Source organism: Cytobacillus gottheilii (genome assembly GCF_900166665.1).
In the GTDB taxonomy this organism is placed as follows: Bacteria; Bacillota; Bacilli; order Bacillales; family Cytobacillaceae; genus Cytobacillus; species Cytobacillus gottheilii_A.
Window position 1 is genome coordinate 3,491,226 of record NZ_LT800494.1, and the last position, 20,529, is coordinate 3,511,754.

A 20,529-nucleotide genomic window follows, 5' to 3' on the forward strand; every position below is an offset into this window, starting at 1 on the left:
ATAATATTAGATAAGACTAAATTGATAACCTTAAATCAAACAAGCCCGTTTCACCTGAGCTACGGACCCTCGCTTTCCGTGGGGAGGAAGCTGAGCCTCCTCGTCGCGGGACGCTCCTGCGGGGTCTCACCTTTCCTCTATTGCCCACAGGAGTCGAGTGTCCTCCGCTCCATTTCACTCAAATATTCAAAGATATTTTTAATGTAATATAACAAAAAGATTCATTTCTTAACCATTCGGATATAATGTTTGATTAAACATCCCTGTCCACACCTCTTGGGAATTTAAAGAGTGTGTCATATGCTCAATACCGGATAAATGATCAACAATAACTTCTAATATTCTGTTTTTCTCGCGCATTACATTCCCTTTAATGAAGAAAATAAGAGGGAACATCCCCCCCTCTTACTTAATCCTCGCTTTCCGAAATCCATCAACAATGCTGATGACAGCAAATACCAGAACGACCAGGAATGTAACACTGATAAAACCAACCTGCAGCTGTGAACTGGATGCAGAAAACAAAGCAGCGAAATAATTAAAGAACTCCTCCTGCAAAAGGTTTGGATTAATAAATAGAATCAAGAGGACAATTACTCCTGCTGCTTCGACAATTAAATTTAAAATCGCCAACCTCTTCGTCCATTGTCCTTTTACATATTTATAGATTGCCAATGCTACTTCAAGTGCCAAAATAGTAACTACGATCGGCCAATATCCAATGAGTACGTCTTGATGAAAGACTGGCTGCACAAACTCAAGACCATTTCCCTTGTCTTCATACAGTCCAATTAAGTGATTCGCATTAAAATAGAAGCTGATCCAAATCGCACTCCATATAAAACTGCCAAAAATCTCACTCTTTGAGACTGCTTTTTTCTTTGGAACATATGTGATTTGCTTTAGAACTTCCGGGGTCCATTTAGTCAAACTGTTCGTTACCGGGTCTGTACCTTTATTGGTGTCTGTTCGTTCAATGACTGCAAAAACAATCGTTATCCAGAAAAGGACTCCAACACCAACTTCTACTAACGTTATAATTCCCTTTGTGATCAGAGTTGTGATGAAATTGATGAAATCTTCCTCACCATTATATTGAATAAAATAAGAGGCAACCATTGTGATAAACGATACAACAACTGCGATTGGAAGAATCATTTTCAATAGTGAAATATAGAGGTCATAATACCGTGGACCAATTAAATGCATAGGCTGATCCCGATAACCTCCCGCCAATGCTACTGGATTTCCCAGTTTTTCAAGAACTGACTTTACGTCCGCTTCGTTATGCTCATCAGGCAGCATATCCTCAATTGTCGACCGAAGTTCTAATGCAATGTCACTGCGATTTTTTTCCGGTAATCTTCTTGTGACTTCCTGGATGTAAATCTCAATCAGATTTTGCATCGTCTTCCTCTCCTTTTAATAAGTCATAAAGCTCCTTGGAACTTTTCAGCCATTCTTTTTTTAACTCTGTATAAATTTCCTGCCCATAATCACTGAGAACATAATATTTTCTCGGTCTGCTTTCAGATGTATCCCAGCTGCTTGTAACCAATTCCTGTTTCTCCAGACGGCGGAGCAGCGGATACAGCGTACTTTGATCAATATTGATACCTGATTCTTCGAGTAATTGGACAAGTGAATAACCGTATTGCGGTGTCTGTAATTGACTTAAAACGGCTAATGTCAAAGTGCCTCTTCGTAATTCGGTTGTTAAAGAAAGTAACAGATTGCTCATTCACTCACCTCACTGCATTTATGCTGTATGTTATACACTATATGGTTTATACTATGTATCATACACTATTGTTGTTACGATTACCATTCAATTTTTGTAAATATAGGAAAAAAAGAACGCAGCCCTGAATCGGATAGCGTTCTTTACCTTCTATATTCAAACTTCTTCGAAGAAATCATATTCATGTACTTTGAAGTATTGGATATTTTGTTTAATAATGACTAAACCATCCGAAATTGCTATGACGGGACTGCTTAAATCGTCTACAAAATGTTTCATAATTTTGTCTCTTGCGCGCACGAGAGAAGATGCTTCGATGAGATGCCCGATCTCACCGTTATTTAAAATAAATGTCACTTCATATTGCTTTTTCTTCTTCATTCAAATGTCCCCCTCACTATAACTATTCTTCATTCTAATACAGCTGTATGCTGTTTCAAAATAATAGGCACAGTTATTTCATACTATTTCTTATCTTCTCTGGAATCATGACAACTTCTGTTTTCAGGTCAATCGGTTTAAAGGTTTCATCTATGCATTCTTCCCAAAACTCTAAATGCTTCTTATCAATCCAATGCTGAGAATTTTCTACTTCTATTCCCCCGCTTCCTTGGACAGAATACCAGTACAAATACTCCTCACCATTGAGCAGCTCTCTGAAAATGGTTTCGACGTACATCTTTTCACCTTCAAGTGTAACGAGCACGTCATCCATATGCTCATTCAGAAACTGAAGCCATTCATCCACACGTTCTGATTTGCCTTGTTTCACTCTGAACCTTGTCAATTCTACATTCATTTCGTTACCATCCTTTTACTTCCAGATTGATGATCGTAATTTCTTACAATCATGCCGTTTGTTTTCATCATTTTGAATTGATTATAAAAAGGCACCACGTCATCATCGCAGCATAAATCGATCATATAAATATCACTAAGCTCTTCAAGCATGATATTTACCAATTCCTTACCAATACCTTTATTTTTGTATTCAGGCAAGACTTCCAGCAGCGGAATATAAGCAGATAAAACTCCGTCACTAATCGCCGTTATAAAACCAACGACTTGATTTCCATCTAAAGCTACAACTACTTTTGTGCTATTTTTTAAGAGCTGTAAATGGGTTTCTGAGCTTGGCGGATTTGGCCAGTCCACGAAAAACCCTCCTAACATCTCAGCTGTAATTCCATTAATATCAGTTTTAAACATCATTTTAGATCCACTCCTATTTTGTTTATAAACACTTGTTGGAGCGGATTTATTAAAAATAAAGCAGCAAAATGAGACCTCCTATTTTGTAAGCAATCTACTAACCTATTCGGAAAGAACATCCATTTTCCTTCATTTGGTCTGCATTTTTTAAAACGAAAGAGCCCATAACCTCCTCTAAGAAATGGCTTCTTTTTTATAAAACGTCATCTTATCAAATTACAAATTCAAGCCAGCTTTCGGAATATTTCAGGGAAGCAGAGAAATGAAGAGGCTGGGACAAAACGAAAACTACTATTTGTAAAACACGAATGTTCATTTTCAAGGTTTATGTGTTAACACAAGCCCGTTCCATTGCGCTCCAGACCCTCGCTTTCCATGGGGAGGAAGCTGAGTCTCCTCGGAGCAAAAGCTCCTGCGGGGTCTCACCTTTTCCTCTATTGCCCATAGGAGTCGAGGGTCCTCCGCTCCATTTCACTCATGTTTAGAAATACTAAAGGTAAAGTAAATAAAAACCGAATGATTAGAAAGATTCACTCTTTAATCATTCGGTTCTGTGGTTGTGTTAAAACCTATGTCCCAGCCTCTTCTTAACTTTATGCATCAAACGCCAAAATGAATCATATATTTCTCTTCTTCTATTGCCTGCAGAATTTTGGCTGCTAATTCAGCTAGATCATGGGATTCCTTAAAGTCTTTTGAAGAGGTCACCTTCTCATAAAAAAGCTGCAGTGATTCAGGGGGGATTAGTGTGATTCCCCACATAGCCAGGCCATATTCCTGCCTTTTGTAAGATTGAAAATAAGTTTTCATGATGGTTAGGTCTGCTGCGATATTTTGAACAAAATCATCATCAACAGAAATACAGTTATATTTTTCCGGCTCGTAGTTTAAGTATTTTTTCTCTTTATCGAACTCATTCAGAATTCCGAATTCATGTACTAAGGGCATACTTTGTCTTCCTCTCTATTCGTTCTATTTCAGGCTTCATACCATAATTTCGTAAAATCAATCCATCCTAGCGCATTAAATGATACACCTTTTACATCATGGTGATAAAAGGCGAATTGATTTAACCGGTAAAGATGAATATGCCCGTTTTGTTTCAGTATTTTATTTTCTAAAGATAGTAAATCTTCATCATTCACAGCTTCCGGGAGATGATGTTTTAACAAGCTGTGATTTCCCCTGAATGCTGAAAGATAGGTATATACATCACTTTCATCACCGATTTGTTCACCGAGGAGAAGATCTGCTTCTTTGTGTAATGCTCGCTTATGCAATTCAGTATACGTGTAAAATGTGAGTTCTAATTCTATCCCTTTATTCCGTAAAACCTTCTGAATCCACTTTGCATCTGCTTCATTCCCTGCTCCAACATAACTAACCAAGGTAAGCGTTTCCCCTTTGTAACCACTTGCTGCTAGAGCCTTTTCACCAGCCGATACAGATCGTTCCTGATTCTTTTCTTCAAACTTTTTTAATATCCGAGACACCGTTTTAAAGCGTGAACCGCCTAATTCCTCGATTAGTTTTTCCGGTGATAAAAAATGAAAAATAGCTTCTCTTACATAGGCATTTTCAGCAAGAATCCCTTTATGCAAATTTAGCGTAAGCAGCTTGCTTCCCTTATCCAGCATCGTATACTTTTTAAATTCCTGAACCTTTCTCCCCTGATAGGGATAATGGTAAAAGTTCATATCTTCATAATTGGAAACCGACTGCAGATCAGCAGCATTATCATAAAGCTGCGGGAAAAAGTATAGTGTAATCTCGTCAAGAAAAGGCTGTCTTAAGAAGTAGTCTGAAAAGACGGTTAAGACTAATTTATCTTCCGTATTATCACTGACTTTATATGGTCCTGTCCCTACTGGCAACTCACTAGTTACCGGTACATCCTCCGGCAAAATGCTTCCGCCTAATGAGGAAGCTAAATGCAGAAAAGATGGGCAAGTTTCACTAAACACAAATTGAATCGTATACCGATGATTAACCTTTATATCTTCCAGTCCATCTAGGATCCATTCATAAGCGGATCTATTTTCACGATGGCGGATAAAACTATAACGGACATCGTCTGCTGTCATTTCTTTTCCATGATGAAAAAGGACAGCTTTTTGCAGATAAAAAGTCCATTTTGTATAGTCTTCATTATGTTCCCAGTGATGAGCCAGATATGGGAGAAACTCATCATTTTCCTGATCATATGTAACGAGCGTACTAAAAATATGGCGCATAATATGATTTTCGGAACGTCTGTTGACTTTGGCCGGATCAAGAACAGGAAGCGGCCGATAAGAAGGGAAATGCAATCGTGAAAGCTTACCACCTTCAGGACCGAGCAGTTTGCCGAGGTACGTATGAAACACCCAACCAACGAATTCACGTTGCACAGATTCTTTTACTCCATATTTTTTTAACAGGCTGATTCCTGCATCAATGGAAGTCGGTGTTAACATGCTTTTCGCTTCGTCCACAACAAGGTGATCCAAAACTTTCAGAAGTTTTATACTGGAAAGATTCCCTCTCCCCTTCCCCGGCTTCCACTCGATCCAATTCTGCTCCTCTAACTTTCGGAGAATGATTTTGGCATTTCGGTAGGTGCATGACAGCATCTCTGAAAGGTCTTGAACCGTTATCTTTATCTCTTTATTTGTTTCCTTTAAGCTTTGAAAAAGGATGTCATAATGCTCTAATAGCTTCATATTTTCAGCTCCTCCTGACAAAAGGGGAAAAACAATTAAAGCTATTATACACTTTTTTTCCTCTTTTCAAAAAGTACAATGAATAGCAGGAGGTTGATATATATGAAAGTGATCATTGCATCCTGGAATCCATCCAAGGTGAAGAAAATCCAACGTTTTTTGAGTGAAGTTCCCATTGAGGTCACTTCTCTATCTGGTGTAATAGAAGATATTGAAGAAACTGCTCTTTCATTTGAAGGAAACGCAGCATTAAAAGTAGGAGCAGTCAGAAATGTTTTTCCAAAAGACATAATTATAGCAGAGGATTCTGGTTTAACGATTAATGCTTTAGAAGGTTTTCCCGGCGTTAAAACAGCGCGTTTTTCCCCAGGCAGTGATGCTGATCGGGCACATGTGCTGATGGAAAAGCTAGCAGATGTTCCTTTAAGCAAAAGAAGGGCACAATTCAACAGCAGCATCAGCGTTTCATTTCCGAACGGCGAATCTGCAGAGTGTCACGGAATCATGCATGGCTGGATCAGCAATAGAGATAACAAAGAAATCCAAGGATATGGAGATATTTTTTTATTAAGTAATGGAAAAGTTCTTTCTGAAATTGATGATAGCCCCTTTAATCATCAGCACCAGGCTTTATTTCAAGCAAAGCAGCATATCCTCGAATGGCTAAAATAATGACTGCAGCTAAAAGGAAAGTAATTGGAATCGCCGCAATTACAGGAGCCGCACTGCTGGGAGATTCCATGCTGATCATCGCGCTGCCTGTCTACTGGCAGGAGTTTGGTCTAACTTCGCTATGGCAAATTGGTCTCCTGCTTTCAATCAACCGGTTTATTCGCCTGCCTATTAATCCTTTAGTGGGGTTGTTTTACCAAAGGTTTGAGCTGCGGACAGGTGTATTGCTTGCATTGCTGATTGCTGTTGGCACCACGGCAGGTTATGGATTTTTCAATGAATTTTGGCTGCTGTTCCTTATGCGGCTGTTATGGGGAGTTGCCTGGTCCCTTCTGCGCCTTGGCGGATTCCTGACTGTCGCAGAGGTTGCAACAGAGGATAATACAGGCAATCTTGTCGGCTTATATAACGGTTTATGGGGAATCGGCGGTCTTGTTGGCATGCTCGGTGGAGGTTTACTTGTTGATCAAACTTCTATTTTGTTTGTGAGTTCCTTATTTGCTGCTATAGGTCTTGTTATGGTGCCAGCAGTATTTTTTCTGATTCCACTTTCTAAAGTTGAACAAGAGGAGCCTGCGCAAATGAAGGCATCAAAAAACTGGCTTACCATTGATAGCGGATTTATTTTAGGGACGGGTGCGATGGTTGGTTTCATTATATTTGGGCTTTTCGCTTCTACCCTCAGTACATCTATTGAAGCGCACTATGACAATAAGTGGAGCGCTGCTGGATTGACGGTTGGGGCGGCTACGCTGGCAGGCATTATCCAAGCCTTGCGCTGGGGCTGGGACCCTTTCATCGCTCCGAAAATTGGCAAGATGATTGATTCAAGCAAAACACCGGTATTATTCATTATTGTTCCAATACTTATTGGAGCTGTTTTGCTTTTCGGCTTAGGTTTTGTGCAAAATATTGTACCACTGCTTTTGTTATTATTATTATTTCAATTCACTTCCACCATTTTCGTGACAACCGCTGACACTATGGCCGTAAAAACTGCCAGTCAAACAAATAAAGTGAAAGTCATGACCGCCTACACCATTGTCGTTGACGTGGGAGCTGCCCTTGGACCGCTAGTTGCTTTTGCTTTACTTGGTACATATGACCTTGCAGTCGTTTACTATTTAGCCGGCTTGATGTTTTTGTTTTTGGGGATTGGGTGGGTTTTGAAGGCTTCTAGAGATGCTTAGGTTTTCACCTTGACACCCAGAAATTACTTGAATAAACTCTAATTCACCCACTGAAAGATACGCCCTTTAAGGAACACAAGAGGGCGTATTTATAAAAGTTATCAGCTGCCGCTTTTCGATTCTTCTCCCTCCCTTCTATTCTATCATTTCTAAAAGTATCCAATGAATAGGTCTATTGCAAACTTGAAAGTGTTTAATATGGGATGCAGCATTCACTGTAACGCCCAACACCACATTTCTTCATGCTATTTTACGTCCGTTTTTCGGTCTCCTCTTTAATAAATTGGCTATTGAAAAGTCCGATTACGAACAATAATCATATTTAAAATGGTAATCATTACAATTCGATATAGGATATTTTTTACCGATATTTATAGGGAGAGAATATTACTGCAGAGGAGCCTTCAACTTGAAATTCATAAAAAATTTAAGTATCAGCAAGAAATTACTCATTATTATCATTGTAAGTACATTAGGGCTTAGCTCAGTTGGAACCCTAGGAATTAGCTACATTAATGAAATGGCTAAGGGTTCCAATATTATGTATAAAGATAATCTAGTTCCTCTAAATATGGTTATGCAAATCAGAGTAAACGCTAGAGCTAGCGACGCTTATACATTAGAACTTTTAGTAACAGAAGATCCCGAAAGAAACCAGGAGTTAATAAATGAAATTTCATCCGCATGGGAAGAGATCGATTCACTTATTGCTGAAATTGAAAGTACAGTTTTAACAAAAGAACAACAAAATTTAGTCGAGCAATACAAACAAACCTCACAAGAGCTTGCTAAGAATCGAAATTTGGTAGTGGAGCTTGCTGCAGAGAATCAAAATGAAGAGGCTTACTCACTATACCTCGGTGCAGTTGAAGATAACAGATCTGCTTTGAATGAGACTTTAAAACAATTACAGAAATCAAATGTTCAAATTGCAGAATCTATAAATAACGAAAATAACGACAAAAAACAAGAGGTACTCTTTTTTGTCACTGGTATTGTTATTTTGGCACTCCTCATTTTAATAGTGTTAAGCACAATCATCAGCCGTATGATTACCCGTCCGATTAAAGAGGTTAAAGGCTTACTGATGGAAGCTGAAAATGGAAACTTTACTGTTAAAGGCAACTATGAATCAAAGGACGAAATTGGTGAGCTCTCTGTTTCTTTTAACAATATGACAAATACACTCAAAGCTGTATTTGGTACGGTTCAAGACTCTTCTCAGCAAGTTGCATCTGCCTCTGAACAATTAAGTGCAAGTGCAGAGCAAAATAGCAACGCAAGCGAGCATATCACGATGACCGTTCAAGAATTGGCAATCGGTTCGGATAAGCAGCTTAATACAGTTGATAAGAGTGCTAGAGTGATAGAAGATATTACCGAACATACAAAAACGATTACGAATCATACAGAGAAAATCACGAAAGATGTGCTTCATGCATCAACGCTTTCTAGTGAAGGAAATCAGGCTATAAAAAAAGTGAATGAACAAATGAATTCTATTTATGAAAATGTGAATAGCTTATCTAAGGCTGTAGGAAGCCTGGATGCAAGATCGAATGAAATAAGTCAGATAACGAATGTAATAACAGGAATTTCTGCTCAAACGAACTTATTAGCATTAAATGCTGCGATTGAAGCAGCAAGAGCTGGAGAACATGGAAAGGGCTTTGCTGTTGTTGCAGATGAAGTAAGAAAACTAGCTGAAGAATCAACTAAATCAACTGAACAAATAGCAAACCTTATTCAATTAATCCAAAATGATACGAATGTGACTTTAGAAACAATGGAGAAAGCTGCCGAAGAAGTTCAATCTGGCCTTAATGTTGTTCATATAGCAGGAAGCTCTTTCGAGAAAATTGAAGAAGCAGTTAACGGAGTGGTCTTACAAATTGAAGACATTTCAGAATCACTTAAGAAATTATCAAGTGGAACGATTTCAGTAAACGACTCGATTAAAAATGTGAGCACTGTAGCGCAAGAAACTTCTATGGTCACTCAGAATATTTCAGCTGCCACAGAAGAACAACTTGCATCCATGCAAGAAATCACTTCATCCTCACTAGCACTTGCCAAATTAGCTGACGATCTGCAGGTAATTATTAAGCAATTTAAAATTTGATTAAGCAGTCGCTGGGACACCACGAGAAAGCTCGGTTTTGTCGACTTAAATACGCCTCTTGGCAGTCTCTTCTGCCAGGAGGCGTGTTGTTTTCACTATTACTGTTCTTCGGTAAGAGTATGAACTCATGTAACTTCCTTTTCTCTTTTCGAAAACCAACGCTCAATTAAATATTGAAAACCATATAATAGGAATGACTTATAGAAAAAGTAGAAGAAAAACTGGACATGATTGATACGATTTAAGCGATAATATTTTATTTGTTTTGCCATATATGTTAGAGGGAATGCAAAGAAAGCACTTATCCCCGCATTGAGCAGAATAAAAGGTTTGAAATCACCATATGCTTTTTTCAATGTCCACAGAGCCAGCATAAAAAAAGGACCAACCTGATAAGGGAATTCTCCAAAGAAATACGATTTGGGTTTGTTATAGAAAACCCACCATTTCTGCTTCTTCCCATGTGCAGCATGAAGCTTCTCAACGAATAAAATAAAGATAGATGCCGGCAAATATTTTTTAATATTTTCTTTGCCTAAAAGAAGTATGATGAACCATGACAATCCAACCATTCCAACATTTAGAAACACATGATTTTTCTTCTTCATATTGATCTCCTCGTTCATAGATTGATTCAATGTCTTTATTAAAATAACCAGTCATAAAGAAGATATGTATTAGCAGCCATAGGAACGCGCCAGAGAAACTCGAACTTTGTCGCCATAAAAATACGTCTGCTGGCAGAAGATCCATCCTTCTGCCAGCAGGCTTTTCGATTTTCTTTGTTAGGGAATCCTTAATATAGTCATAAAAGCCTTTCTTTGTTTGAATTTCTTTTAATTGGTGAAAAGCACTTATAAAAGTGTCCAACAGGGGAGGTCATAATATGGAAATGCTGTTTAGCTTTATTTTTGCACTAGGCTTTACGCTGATTCACTATTTTTCAAAGTATATGAGGTTTATTAAGGCCATTCCAAGAAGCCGCTTCCTCTCAGCCGCCGGCGGTGTGGCTGTTGCTTATGTGTTTATTCATCTTCTGCCGGACTTAAACAAGCACCAGCAGGTTCTTGAAGAAGCCGCACGTCCAGGATTGTTTCGTTTCCTTGAGAATCATGCCTACATTATTGCATTGCTGGGACTTGCCTTATTTTATGGACTTGAAAAAATGGTAAAAAACTCCAAGTCGAGCCAAAACGACAAAACTAGTCCAGGTGTATTTTGGATCCATATCACTTCCTTTTTCTTATACAATGCATTGATTGGATACTTATTGGTCAGAGAAGAATTCGAAAGTCTTTGGGGAATGTTCTTTTACTTTTTGGCACTGGCCGTGCATTTTGTGACAAATGACCATAGTTTGCGCAAAGATCACCAGGGCATCTATGACCATTACGGACGCTGGGGATTAACGGCTGCCATTTTAATGGGCTGGACCATTGGCGCCTTTGTAAAATTGGAAGAAGTCTATATCTCCCTGCTTACTGCATTTTTGGCGGGCGGTATTGTGCTGAATGTACTAAAAGAAGAGCTGCCTGAAGAACGGAAAAGCAGCTTTGCTGCCTTCTTTTTAGGGGTGGTTGGGTATACAGCACTGCTCTTAGTTTAAAAAAACTCCGCTGAAAACAAACTCTCCGCAAAGATTATATTTTTTCAATATAAGGAAATATTATCGGAGAGGTGAATATATGGAGATGGAAAAAATGAAGCTTACCTCCTCTGAGATTGGCTCCTTGTGGGGAGAGTACATAAATGGAACAGCCACAGATATCGTCAATAAGTATATGTACTCTATTATTGAGGATGAGGCAATTAAGGCGATTTTTCATGAAGCGATCCAAACATTTGGAAGTCAGAAGGAACAAATTAAGACTTTTATTGAGAAAGAAGGTTTTCCTGTACCGATCGGATTTAATGAGACCGATTTGTTCCCAGGTAAACAGCGATTATTCACAGATGCATTTTGTCTAAATTATTTAAATATAATGACCTTGCACGGTTTATTAGGGCACAGCACTTCATTAGGCGTCTCTGTCAGAAAAGATTTAAGACTATTCTATGATTCTTGCGATGACGCTGCGAAAGATATGTATCACAAAACAACTGATCTCTTACTTGAAAAAGGTCTTTTTCAGCGTGACCCTATGTTTTATGCCTATGACCAACCCACCTTTATTTCCAGTAAAGATTTTAAGGATGGCTTCTTTGGCAAAGGCAGAACCCTTTCAGCAATTGAGATTATTAGTATTTCTTTAAACCTCAAAAAAAGCATTATGGCAAAAACACTCTCTATCGCTTTTAGTCAGATCGCACAATCAAAAGAAGTGAAGAAATTTTTACGTGAGTCTGAAAAAACGGCTGATGGGCAAATCAAAACTCTAGCCAAAATACTGCAAACGGATAATCTGCCTGTTCCAAAATCGTGGGAAACAGAAGTTACTCAATCAACAGAATCCCCTTTTTCAGATAAATTAATCATGTATCATACTGGATTTTTATTTCAGGCTGCACAAAACTATCATGGTGCAGGTCTGGCTTCATCCATGAGAACCGATTTAATCGCCACTTACGAAGCGACTATTTTACAGAACCTTCTAGTTACAAAAGATTGGTTTGACATTATGGTCAAAAACAAATGGCTGGAACAGCCGCCCCTTGCGCCGAATAGAAAGGAAATTTCTAAATAACCCTAACTACGAGCCCTATCTGGTAGTTAGGGTGTTTTTGTTCATAATGATAAAGCACCATCTGCTTTTCTTTTGTTATCACCACTGCATTAACATAATAATCATGAATATTGATGCCATTGGGCAGCTGACATGCATTTTTTTTCGTATATGGTCTGGACTTTTATGTATGTATTCTGATTTGATAGTGTTCCATTTTTTATCACCCTCCTCTCCAACATAAGAAATTTCTTAAAAAGAATCCCCCAACTCCCAAAATGCGTCACCCAATTGATTTATCAGTTCCCATGCTCTTTTTTCAATCTCATTTGGAAGATGATCTTTGCCAAAATACTTTAGCTCCAGACTTTCTCCGTCATTTATAGCTAATTCTCCAGTCACCTGCTGTGCATGGAATAAACTAATGACACTATAGGTTTCATCCCCATTTGGATATTGAAAATAATAATGGGGACCGGAAAAGACACCCATTAATATAAGCTGATTCGCAGTTAATCCTGTTTCTTCTCTTAGTTCCCGCTGTGCAACTTCCTCTAATGTTTCGCCGAGTTCCATAGACCCACCAGGCAAACCCCAATCCAACGTATCTGAGCGATGCTGAAAAAGAACTTCTTTCTTTTGATTGATCACTAATATGGTTGCTCCTACACTGATGATCGGCCTGCTGCCAATCTGTTTTCGAAGCTCAGAAATATAGCCCATTTTTCCCCTCCTAAAAACTCAATGATTATTATTTCTCTTCTTTTCAATGAGTTCCTTGTGTCATCTTCCATTTATGCATAAAAGTTTGTGCAAAGGGTAGTTTACCTCTATAGAGACTATAGAAGTGAAGGAGATGCCCAACATGTTAAAACAAGAAGAACTGGAAACATTAAGAGAATTAATTAAAGACATTGATACCGCCATGCTGACAACGGTTTCTGAAGATGGTCTTGTATCGCGTCCGATGAAAACACAGGAAGTCGAGTTCGATGGTGACTTATGGTTTTTCACGAAAAAAGAGACAGATAAGTATGAAGAAATTATGCATGATCAGGATGTGAATGTCGCTTATGCCGGCAAGTCCTATGTTTCTGTACGTGGTAGAGCTGAAATCGTTCAGGATTTAAACAAGAAAAAAGATCTGTGGAACAAAGGGCTTGAGAAGATTATGCAAACTTCTTACGATAACCCGAACGTTGTTTTAATCAAAGTCGAAGCGGAAGCAGCTGAATATTGGGAAACAGGTAATTTCACCAAAAAAGTGGCCTTCTTTTACAAACGCATGACGGGTCAAAGTTCCCGATCTGCAGATGTAAATGAAACGATTGAATTGAATAATAACAACTAGCAGCAGAAAAAAATGGATTGTCTAATTGGACAATCCATTTTTTTGTTTAACATCATTCTTTATAAGTATTGTAAAACTCAGTTTTTTCACTCTTTTTTTCCAACTGAAACTATTGCTTCATCCTATCTTCTTTTTCAGTGTCCTGCATTAATAAATGATAATTCTCTGATAGTTTTTCTCTGTAAATCGAAATATTACACCATATATAATAGTAAACAGAATAGCTGCAAAAAGTGCGCTTCCCAACACAACAAATGTATGATCCATCGCTGCGGTAGTTCCAATGATTTTTATCACAAGGGGCATTATTGCTGCTAAATGGATAGTAGCTACTGTTAGCGGAGCCAAAAACATAATGAGAGTTTGCCTTCTAATTATTTGTGTAATTTCCTTATCACCTATTCCAACTTTCTTCATAATAGCAAAACGATGACGATCATCATGCCCTTCCGAAATTTGCTTATAATAAATCATTAAAGCTGTTTCCGCAAACAAAACAACACTAATAAAAACACCTAGAAACAACAAACCGCCAAAACTACCTAACACCGTTTCTTTGTAAATTGACTTTGCTTCAACATACACATTGCCAATCGTTTCGGCTTTATCAGCGATTGCATGGGAAAATTCATTTACCTGCTTTGAATCTCCTTGTACATTAATGTCTTGATACATCGTCAATGAGTTTTCTAAATCTGCTGCTTGCGCAAACTCACCTGTTAACGATGCAACGACATAAATCCAATTACCATCTATACTATCAGCCAAGGAAGTATCAATAGGCAGTTCTTCCACCGTACCCTTCACGTTGAATGATTGATCATTTAACGTGATGCTCTGTAAATCCACAGTTTCTTGACCTTTTAAAAGCAGGACTTCATCTGAAGCTAACGATATGTTTTCACTTGTTAATGAGTTGAGATCTTCCAGGGGAAGGATACGAAAGAATTCTTCCTTCTCATCTCCTGTTAAATCTGCAGCAAACTGTCCGCCCCGGTAAGATGCAAATGATGTTATCTCAACGTCATATCTGTCTTTATGTTCTTCAATAAATGCTTGCAATTGCTGCTGTTCTGAAATATTTTCAGCTGCATTTGTAATAGACACATCGAACTTAAATGTATTATTCACCATCGTATTGACACCTAAATATAAAGATACCGTGGTTGTCAAAACAATCATGGTTGCTGTGCTTAGCACTGCAATATTGGATAAGCCAATTGCATTTTGTTTCATCCGATAAAGCATAGTTGATATGAGAGTAAAATAATCTTTGTTATAATAGAAGTTTTCATTTTTTCGCAGCATTTTAAGCAGTACAATGCTAACAGCAGTAAATAGCAAATACGTTGCTGCGACCACAAACACGATTGCTGCAATCATCGTATTTAAATCTCGTATAGGATCACTAACCGTAAATGATAAAAGATATCCGGCGATCAAAAGAATACCGCCCAGAACAGCAAGCACATACTTCGCCTTTGGTTCTCTCTCCCCTATTTGTCCACCTTTCATTAATTCTGTAATACGAATAGAGTTCATCTGTTTTAAATTATATAAGTATATAATAATGAAAATAATGCTGAAGGTGGCCAATGTTTTTATAACAGCCATTATAGAAAAGATCTTTAATGTTAACGGCACATTCATCGTAATGGACATTGCTATGCCTACAACTTGATTAAGTATTAAACCAATGGTTAAGCCGCCTATAGTAGCCATCAGGGCAATCAGGGAATTTTCCATCCTCAATAATTTCCTAACATGCTTTTTTTCCATTCCCAGCAAATGATAAAGACCAAATTCCTTTTTTCTTCTCTTGAAAATAAAGCTATTCGCATATAGAAGAAAAAACAGAGAAAGAATCGTAAACAATAAGCTCCCAAACTTCATTACGTCAATCGTAAAATTTCCGCCTGGAATGTTCTTCAAAGCTGTATCATTCACCAGGCTATTCATTGTATAAAATAAGGCAATTGTAACCATGCAAGTAATGATATATGGCAGCAACATTAAGCTATTCTTTTTAAGATTTGTCAGCGCTAATTTACCATATAATTTCTTATTCATAAGCTAGTACTCCTTTTCGCAACTGCTGCTGACTGCATATCAAAAATCTGCTGAGTTATATCTTCATTCATACTCTTTTTTTGAATTTCATTATTGATTTTTCCATCTTTTATAAATAACACCCGGCTTGCTTTACTTGCGGCATACACACTATGTGTGACCATAATAATAGTTTGTCCAGCTTGATGAAACGCTGCAAATAAGTCCAATAACTCCTGTGCTGAACGAGAATCAAGAGCACCAGTCGGTTCATCTGCTAGAATCAGGCTTGGTGATGTGATTAACGCTCGTGCAACAGCAGCTCTCTGCTGCTGACCTCCAGAAACTTCGTAAGGATATTTATCTAAAATATGTTCAATCTCCAACGCAGCAGCTAAATCCTTAATCTTTGCATTCATTTCTTTTACACGAAGATTAGCCATTACAAGCGGCAGAAAAATATTATCCTTCAAAGTAAATTGATCTAACAAGTTAAAGTCCTGAAACACAAATCCTAAATGCTCCCTCCTGAATGCGGCCAATTTCTCATTTGGGATTTCCTTGTAGTTCTTCCCTTCAAGCAGAACCTCACCAGCAGTCACATCATCCAAAGATGCTAAAATATTCAGCAGCGTTGACTTCCCGGAACCAGACTCTCCCATGATGGCAATATACTCGCCCTTATCCACAGTAAAACTGATATCAGAGAGCGCCTCTACCTTTGCCCCTTTCCGAGATTGATATACCTTTTTTACATTTTGAACCTTTAGAATTTCCAATACATATCCCTCCGAATAAAAAACCTTTGTCTCAGTGCCTTTATCATACTGAAAACTATGGCAATCATTATTTGGAATACATAACAAAATTCTTCTATTTTTCTGCTTTAAATCTTACGAAGTTCTTATGGCGTCACAGCGACGCCCCGAATTTGGTCGAAAATTGTCGGGCGCTATTCCGCGTTAAGTCTTGTTTTATTTTCCAATTAAGGTTGACACTGGATGAAAATTCCTTCACTATTATGTTAGACGATATAACGTGTAACATAATAACTTCAAAAGGATGATTGAAATGGCCTACAACGGCGGCCCGATGACAGAAGCGATGTATTATGTCCTTCTAGCCTTAATGCGTCCTAACCACGGATATCAGCTCATGCATTCAATTGCAGAAGTGTCCAATGGCCGAGTAAACATGGGCCCTGGTACTCTTTATGGCGTCCTTTCAAGGATGCAAAAAGATGGGCTCATTTCTTTAGCGGAAGAGGATGGAAGAAGAAAAACGTATGAAATAACACCTGAAGGAGAAAAAGCACTGCGGCTGGAGCATGATCGTTTAAAAGCAGTAATTGAAGATAGCAGGATTTTAGAGGATGGTGATGAAAATGGCTAAAACCATTTACAAACTGCGGCCCAGTGACAATTGGCGAATCGGAGAACATGAAAGCTGGTTTGCAGACATGGCTGCCCAGGGGCTTTTTCTTAAAAAGATGGGATTTCCTTTTGCTAAGTTTGTTAAAGGGGAACCAAAGAAAATGCGCTACCGAATTGAAGTGAATTCGGGAGACGAAATAACATCCGAACAAAAACAAATGTATGCAGAAAGCGGCTGGGAATATGTAACGAGCTATAATTTATTTCATGTCTTTTCATCCCCCGAAGAGTTGCAGGCACCAGAACTTCATACCGATCCGGCCGAGCAGGCTTTTACAATCGAAACTTTGGATACTAAGTTAACTTTTAGCACAATCCTTTCGATTACGGGATTGCTTTTACTATTCGGAATGCAAGCTTCTGTTTGGTTTCTTGATGAAACACCTACACTGGTCTTAATCGAGGGGAGCGCAGTTTTTCAAATCATTTTTGCACTGTTTTTACTTTATTCAACATACCTTTCACTTCAAGCAGCCATATCCATCCGCAAACTGCGCAGAAACCTAATTGAAGGAAAACCGATTGACCACCATGCGCCTTGGAAAAAACGATTCCAAACACAAAATATTATAGGCATACTGCTTACAATCGTAATGGGACTAATTGCCGTCATTCCTATTTTTCAGCTGACAAAAATAGATACGAAAACATTGCCGGAAAGCAGCTCGGACTTACCGTTTATCAGATTAGCAGATTTAGAGAATAACCCGGATTTCATCAGAGAAGAACCTGTCTTTTTTAATGACGATGTAGATCGTGGAAATCAATATTCTTTTAATTGGAGTCCTCTTGCCCCCTTACAATATGAAACTTCTGAACACGGATTAATTCCAGGTGAAATACAGAAATATGGAGAAGAATACTCATCTTCACTTGATACAAAAGTATACCAGTTGCGCTTTCCTTCCTTGGCAGAGCCAGTAATTTCGGATTTAATACAAAGCAGAAGTTTTCAAACTGAACGAGAAGATTTTATAGAAACCTCTCATCCTGAATTGGATCTACTGATTACGTATGATAAGGATAAAATAAAAATGGTGTTTGCACATAAAGGAAAGGCTGTCATGTATGCTTCTTATTATGGTCACGCAACTATAGAAACCATAATTGAAAACACTGTTGAAAAGATTAAATTGATTTCCGAATAGAAACTAAAAAAGCTTACAGAATCAAAGTCTGTAAGCTTTTTTCTATTTCTTTCCCTGTCTGTACAAATCTACTGTCTTAAATCCTTTAGATAAGATCTCGACCATTTGGACTTGGCGGTTATCACGCGTTTTCTGCTGCTTGGCTGAAAAGATATACCGTGCCCAGTCACGCTTATAACCTGGTGTTAATGATTGATAAAAAGTTAATTGTTCAGGATGATCTGTTAACAGTTTTTCTACATCTGGTATCTGATCCTCATAATCCGCCACACACTGGCTTGCAGCGGAAGATTTTTTCGCTTTTTTCTTTTCACGCTTCAAACCAATCACCGTGAAAACATCATCCATGCTCACCATCCGTGCAAATTTGATATCACTTTCATCCACATAGCCATCCTCTCCTACCTTCATAGCCGGAAAGATCTCATCTCGATGTATGTGCGAATCAAACCGCTTATTCCCTTTTTTCGGATATGCAAAAAACAGATACCCTTTCTCAACTAATTGCTCCTCTTGTATTATGCGCTTCGTATGCTCAACCATTTGGTTGATATTCTCGATAAAAATAAAAATTGCATCATGATCTCCGGACAGTTCAGTCTTATAGCCATTAAATAAATCGTAGTCTTCTGGCTGATGTAGCACCGCTAGATTGTTGTATTTAGTTAGATTTAATTTATCAATGATTGACATTATGATATTACTCCTTTTAGACAATTATGTAGTTACTGCGGGAGAGGTAGTTTGCGCTTTTGGGGCCCTCGGCTCTCTTTCACTTGTTGACGGGCACTTAGCTTGATCTTTAGTGCCCGTCAACTCGCTTTTCGCTGCCTGACGGGCACTTACCTTGTTCTTTAATGCCCGCCAACTCGCTTTTCATTGTCTGACGGGCACTTTGCCCGCTCTTTTGTGACCGCCAACTCGCTTTCCGCTGCCTGACGGGCACTTTGCCCGCTCTTTTGTGACCGCCAACTCGCTTTTCGTTGCCTGACGGGCACTTTGCCCACTCTTTTGTGACCTCCAACTCGCTTTTCGCTGCCTGACGGGCACTTTGCCCGCTCTTTTGTGACCGCCAACTCGCTTTTCGCTGCCTGACGGGCACTTACCTTGCTCTTTTGTGCCCTCCAACTCGCTTTTCATTGCCTGACGGGCACTTTACCTGCTCTTTTGTGACCGCCAACTCGCTTTTCGCTACCTGACGGGCACTTACCTTGCTCTTTTGTTCCCGCCAACTCGCTTTTCGCTACCTGACGGGCACTTTGCCCGCTCTTTAATGCCCGCCAACTCACTTTTCGTTGCCTGACGGGCACTTTGCCCGCTCTTTTGTGACCGCCAACTCGCTTTTCATTGCCTCACGGGCACTTTGCCTGCTCTTTAGTGCCCTCCAACTCGCACTTCGCTGCCTCACGGGCACAATTCTCCCCCAAAATCTTCTATGCCATGATTATACAGTGCCCCGTATCTATAACTCAACACTACTATTGTTTACACACCCATCACCTGTCTAGCTTAAACCCCCAAAATAGTAAAGCACAAAATAAGCAACCAGACATAATATCGATCCTACTAAAAATGGATTAATGGATAATGTTGTTTTCTCGCGTTCCGGTTTATAGCTTCCTAAAGACATATTAAACACTGCCCGCTGAGTGTTTCTCGATAAAACATCGCCGGTTGAGCTCATGATAAACGCAAAAAAGACAAGGATAAGCGACCCGATAAACATGGTATCTGCCAGATTTGTATTTAACAAGATTGCTATTCCGTAGAGCAAGCCTAATTCTAAGACTAAGACCAATAAAACGAATAAGAAATACCTTTTCACCCTCATTTCTCCTCCTTTACCTCTTAAATACGAATATAATTAACAGAAGTTTCAGATATTTAACCCACACCAAAAAGATCCTAAATCACTAAAGATTTAGGACAGCTTATACCTTATTTCATTTTCTCCGCTCATTATAAGGTTAGGAGTGTGATATTTAGCAGGAAGCTTAAATCCATCCTTCAGCACGGCTTCCCCTATTGCACAGCCCCGATTTGATCACAAGCTTCTGTTAGCATCTCAACTCCAGCTGCTTGAAAAATGGCACCACAAACACCGCCACCCCTTTGCAATGTTGTATTGGCGGCATTCACGATGGCATCTACCTTCATGACTGTAAGATCCTGTCGAACAATTTCCAAAGGCATAATAATGCTCCTTTTTTTACTGTAAGCATAGCATCGACTCTGCTTTGCGACAA

The 20,529-nt window shown here is 38.8% G+C and carries 23 protein-coding genes; 8 read left to right on the forward strand and 15 right to left on the reverse strand.

Going from position 1 to position 20,529, the window contains the following annotated elements:
* Positions 1-228: 228 nt before the first annotated feature.
* The 8 genes from B7E07_RS24495 to B7E07_RS17135 all read right to left on the reverse strand — a co-directional run bounded on the left by B7E07_RS24495 (position 229) and on the right by B7E07_RS17135 (position 5,655).
* Complete coding sequence (locus B7E07_RS24495) at positions 229-360, reverse strand: hypothetical protein (RefSeq protein ID WP_257391484.1); 132 nt, start codon at positions 358-360, stop codon at positions 229-231.
* 45 nt (positions 361-405) lie between these two features.
* Positions 406-1,407: an HAAS signaling domain-containing protein gene (locus B7E07_RS17105; protein ID WP_080847825.1), complete on the reverse strand. Its 1,002-nt coding sequence runs from the start codon at positions 1,405-1,407 to the stop codon at positions 406-408.
* A complete protein-coding gene (locus B7E07_RS17110) occupies positions 1,391-1,741 on the reverse strand; it encodes a PadR family transcriptional regulator (protein WP_080847829.1) in 351 nt (116 codons plus the stop codon). The genes B7E07_RS17105 and B7E07_RS17110 overlap by 17 nt, the downstream gene beginning before the upstream one ends.
* A 156-nt stretch (positions 1,742-1,897) precedes the next feature.
* The gene (locus B7E07_RS17115; RefSeq protein ID WP_080847832.1) at positions 1,898-2,122 is read right to left on the reverse strand and encodes a hypothetical protein; all 225 of its coding nucleotides are present in this window, start codon (positions 2,120-2,122) and stop codon (positions 1,898-1,900) included.
* Positions 2,123-2,195: 73 nt separating this feature from the next.
* Positions 2,196-2,540: a DUF6176 family protein gene (locus tag B7E07_RS17120; RefSeq protein WP_080847835.1), complete on the reverse strand. Its 345-nt coding sequence runs from the start codon at positions 2,538-2,540 to the stop codon at positions 2,196-2,198.
* The gene (locus B7E07_RS17125) at positions 2,537-2,953 is read right to left on the reverse strand and encodes a GNAT family N-acetyltransferase (protein ID WP_080847837.1); all 417 of its coding nucleotides are present in this window, start codon (positions 2,951-2,953) and stop codon (positions 2,537-2,539) included. The genes B7E07_RS17120 and B7E07_RS17125 overlap by 4 nt, the downstream gene beginning before the upstream one ends.
* A gap of 600 nt (positions 2,954-3,553) precedes the next feature.
* A complete protein-coding gene (locus B7E07_RS17130) occupies positions 3,554-3,901 on the reverse strand; it encodes a short-chain dehydrogenase (protein WP_080847838.1) in 348 nt (115 codons plus the stop codon).
* Between the two features lie 29 nt (positions 3,902-3,930).
* Positions 3,931-5,655 (reverse strand): ABC transporter substrate-binding protein, encoded by a 1,725-nt coding sequence (locus B7E07_RS17135; protein WP_080847840.1) that lies wholly within the window; start codon positions 5,653-5,655, stop codon positions 3,931-3,933.
* A 102-nt stretch (positions 5,656-5,757) separates the two neighbouring features.
* Here B7E07_RS17135 and B7E07_RS17140 point away from each other — a divergent pair, with 102 nt between their 5' ends.
* From B7E07_RS17140 to B7E07_RS17150, 3 genes are all read left to right on the forward strand, one after another.
* Entirely contained in the window at positions 5,758-6,327 is a 570-nt protein-coding gene (locus tag B7E07_RS17140) for a non-canonical purine NTP pyrophosphatase (protein WP_176215232.1), read from the forward strand.
* Positions 6,327-7,517, forward strand: coding sequence for an MFS transporter (locus B7E07_RS17145; RefSeq protein ID WP_080847846.1), 1,191 nt, complete (start codon positions 6,327-6,329; stop codon positions 7,515-7,517). The genes B7E07_RS17140 and B7E07_RS17145 overlap by 1 nt, the downstream gene beginning before the upstream one ends.
* 409 nt (positions 7,518-7,926) lie before the next feature.
* The gene (locus B7E07_RS17150) at positions 7,927-9,639 is read left to right on the forward strand and encodes a methyl-accepting chemotaxis protein (RefSeq protein ID WP_080847848.1); all 1,713 of its coding nucleotides are present in this window, start codon (positions 7,927-7,929) and stop codon (positions 9,637-9,639) included.
* Between the two features lie 125 nt (positions 9,640-9,764).
* Here B7E07_RS17150 and B7E07_RS17155 read toward each other — a convergent pair whose 3' ends face one another.
* Positions 9,765-10,277, reverse strand: coding sequence for a hypothetical protein (locus B7E07_RS17155; RefSeq protein ID WP_257391485.1), 513 nt, complete (start codon positions 10,275-10,277; stop codon positions 9,765-9,767).
* Positions 10,278-10,525: 248 nt separating this feature from the next.
* Here B7E07_RS17155 and B7E07_RS17160 point away from each other — a divergent pair, with 248 nt between their 5' ends.
* Together B7E07_RS17160 and B7E07_RS17165 are read left to right on the forward strand one after the other, a co-directional pair.
* On the forward strand, positions 10,526-11,245 hold the full coding sequence (locus B7E07_RS17160; protein ID WP_080847851.1) for a hypothetical protein: 720 nt from the start codon (positions 10,526-10,528) through the stop codon (positions 11,243-11,245).
* A 79-nt stretch (positions 11,246-11,324) separates the two neighbouring features.
* Entirely contained in the window at positions 11,325-12,323 is a 999-nt protein-coding gene (locus B7E07_RS17165; protein ID WP_080847852.1) for a DUF3231 family protein, read from the forward strand.
* Positions 12,324-12,554: 231 nt separating this feature from the next.
* Here B7E07_RS17165 and B7E07_RS17170 read toward each other — a convergent pair whose 3' ends face one another.
* Positions 12,555-13,025, reverse strand: coding sequence for an NUDIX hydrolase (locus B7E07_RS17170; protein WP_080847854.1), 471 nt, complete (start codon positions 13,023-13,025; stop codon positions 12,555-12,557).
* A gap of 133 nt (positions 13,026-13,158) precedes the next feature.
* On the opposite strand from B7E07_RS17170, the gene B7E07_RS17175 reads away from it, so the two are divergent.
* Positions 13,159-13,653 carry a pyridoxamine 5'-phosphate oxidase family protein gene (locus B7E07_RS17175; protein ID WP_080847857.1) on the forward strand — a complete coding sequence of 165 codons (495 nt, stop codon included), beginning with the start codon at positions 13,159-13,161 and terminating at the stop codon, positions 13,651-13,653.
* A 147-nt stretch (positions 13,654-13,800) separates the two neighbouring features.
* Here B7E07_RS17175 and B7E07_RS17180 read toward each other — a convergent pair whose 3' ends face one another.
* A complete protein-coding gene (locus B7E07_RS17180) occupies positions 13,801-15,723 on the reverse strand; it encodes an FtsX-like permease family protein (protein ID WP_080847859.1) in 1,923 nt (640 codons plus the stop codon).
* Entirely contained in the window at positions 15,720-16,481 is a 762-nt protein-coding gene (locus B7E07_RS17185; protein WP_080847861.1) for an ABC transporter ATP-binding protein, read from the reverse strand. The genes B7E07_RS17180 and B7E07_RS17185 overlap by 4 nt, the downstream gene beginning before the upstream one ends.
* A gap of 292 nt (positions 16,482-16,773) precedes the next feature.
* Between B7E07_RS17185 and B7E07_RS17190 the strand changes: the two genes are divergently transcribed.
* Positions 16,774-17,094 carry a PadR family transcriptional regulator gene (locus B7E07_RS17190; RefSeq protein ID WP_080847862.1) on the forward strand — a complete coding sequence of 107 codons (321 nt, stop codon included), beginning with the start codon at positions 16,774-16,776 and terminating at the stop codon, positions 17,092-17,094.
* Positions 17,087-18,283 (forward strand): DUF2812 domain-containing protein, encoded by a 1,197-nt coding sequence (locus B7E07_RS17195; RefSeq protein WP_080847863.1) that lies wholly within the window; start codon positions 17,087-17,089, stop codon positions 18,281-18,283. Before B7E07_RS17190 ends, B7E07_RS17195 begins: the two co-directional genes overlap by 8 nt.
* Before the next feature lie 42 nt (positions 18,284-18,325).
* On the opposite strand, the gene B7E07_RS17200 is transcribed toward B7E07_RS17195, so the two are convergent.
* The 3 genes from B7E07_RS17200 to B7E07_RS17215 all read right to left on the reverse strand — a co-directional run bounded on the left by B7E07_RS17200 (position 18,326) and on the right by B7E07_RS17215 (position 20,476).
* Positions 18,326-18,976: a YdeI/OmpD-associated family protein gene (locus tag B7E07_RS17200; protein ID WP_080847865.1), complete on the reverse strand. Its 651-nt coding sequence runs from the start codon at positions 18,974-18,976 to the stop codon at positions 18,326-18,328.
* An 811-nt stretch (positions 18,977-19,787) separates the two neighbouring features.
* Positions 19,788-20,108 (reverse strand): hypothetical protein, encoded by a 321-nt coding sequence (locus B7E07_RS17210; protein ID WP_139785653.1) that lies wholly within the window; start codon positions 20,106-20,108, stop codon positions 19,788-19,790.
* A 197-nt stretch (positions 20,109-20,305) separates the two neighbouring features.
* The gene (locus B7E07_RS17215; RefSeq protein ID WP_445079832.1) at positions 20,306-20,476 is read right to left on the reverse strand and encodes a macro domain-containing protein; all 171 of its coding nucleotides are present in this window, start codon (positions 20,474-20,476) and stop codon (positions 20,306-20,308) included.
* Positions 20,477-20,529 lie beyond the last annotated feature (53 nt).

Bases quoted from the DNA above. Each gene is read 5' to 3' on its own strand.
- B7E07_RS24495 (WP_257391484.1), bottom strand. From the start codon at position 360: ATGCGCGAGAAAAACAGAATATTAGAAGTTATTGTTGATCATTTATCC.
- B7E07_RS17105 (WP_080847825.1), bottom strand. From the start codon at position 1,407: ATGCAAAATCTGATTGAGATTTACATCCAGGAAGTCACAAGAAGATTA.
- B7E07_RS17110 (WP_080847829.1), bottom strand. From the start codon at position 1,741: ATGAGCAATCTGTTACTTTCTTTAACAACCGAATTACGAAGAGGCACT.
- B7E07_RS17115 (WP_080847832.1), bottom strand. From the start codon at position 2,122: ATGAAGAAGAAAAAGCAATATGAAGTGACATTTATTTTAAATAACGGT.
- B7E07_RS17120 (WP_080847835.1), bottom strand. From the start codon at position 2,540: ATGAATGTAGAATTGACAAGGTTCAGAGTGAAACAAGGCAAATCAGAA.
- B7E07_RS17125 (WP_080847837.1), bottom strand. From the start codon at position 2,953: ATGATGTTTAAAACTGATATTAATGGAATTACAGCTGAGATGTTAGGA.
- B7E07_RS17130 (WP_080847838.1), bottom strand. From the start codon at position 3,901: ATGCCCTTAGTACATGAATTCGGAATTCTGAATGAGTTCGATAAAGAG.
- B7E07_RS17135 (WP_080847840.1), bottom strand. From the start codon at position 5,655: ATGAAGCTATTAGAGCATTATGACATCCTTTTTCAAAGCTTAAAGGAA.
- B7E07_RS17140 (WP_176215232.1), top strand. From the start codon at position 5,758: ATGAAAGTGATCATTGCATCCTGGAATCCATCCAAGGTGAAGAAAATC.
- B7E07_RS17145 (WP_080847846.1), top strand. From the start codon at position 6,327: ATGACTGCAGCTAAAAGGAAAGTAATTGGAATCGCCGCAATTACAGGA.
- B7E07_RS17160 (WP_080847851.1), top strand. From the start codon at position 10,526: ATGGAAATGCTGTTTAGCTTTATTTTTGCACTAGGCTTTACGCTGATT.
- B7E07_RS17165 (WP_080847852.1), top strand. From the start codon at position 11,325: ATGGAGATGGAAAAAATGAAGCTTACCTCCTCTGAGATTGGCTCCTTG.
- B7E07_RS17170 (WP_080847854.1), bottom strand. From the start codon at position 13,025: ATGGGCTATATTTCTGAGCTTCGAAAACAGATTGGCAGCAGGCCGATC.
- B7E07_RS17175 (WP_080847857.1), top strand. From the start codon at position 13,159: ATGCCCAACATGTTAAAACAAGAAGAACTGGAAACATTAAGAGAATTA.
- B7E07_RS17180 (WP_080847859.1), bottom strand. From the start codon at position 15,723: ATGAATAAGAAATTATATGGTAAATTAGCGCTGACAAATCTTAAAAAG.
- B7E07_RS17190 (WP_080847862.1), top strand. From the start codon at position 16,774: ATGGCCTACAACGGCGGCCCGATGACAGAAGCGATGTATTATGTCCTT.
- B7E07_RS17195 (WP_080847863.1), top strand. From the start codon at position 17,087: ATGGCTAAAACCATTTACAAACTGCGGCCCAGTGACAATTGGCGAATC.
- B7E07_RS17200 (WP_080847865.1), bottom strand. From the start codon at position 18,976: ATGTCAATCATTGATAAATTAAATCTAACTAAATACAACAATCTAGCG.
- B7E07_RS17215 (WP_445079832.1), bottom strand. From the start codon at position 20,476: ATGCCTTTGGAAATTGTTCGACAGGATCTTACAGTCATGAAGGTAGAT.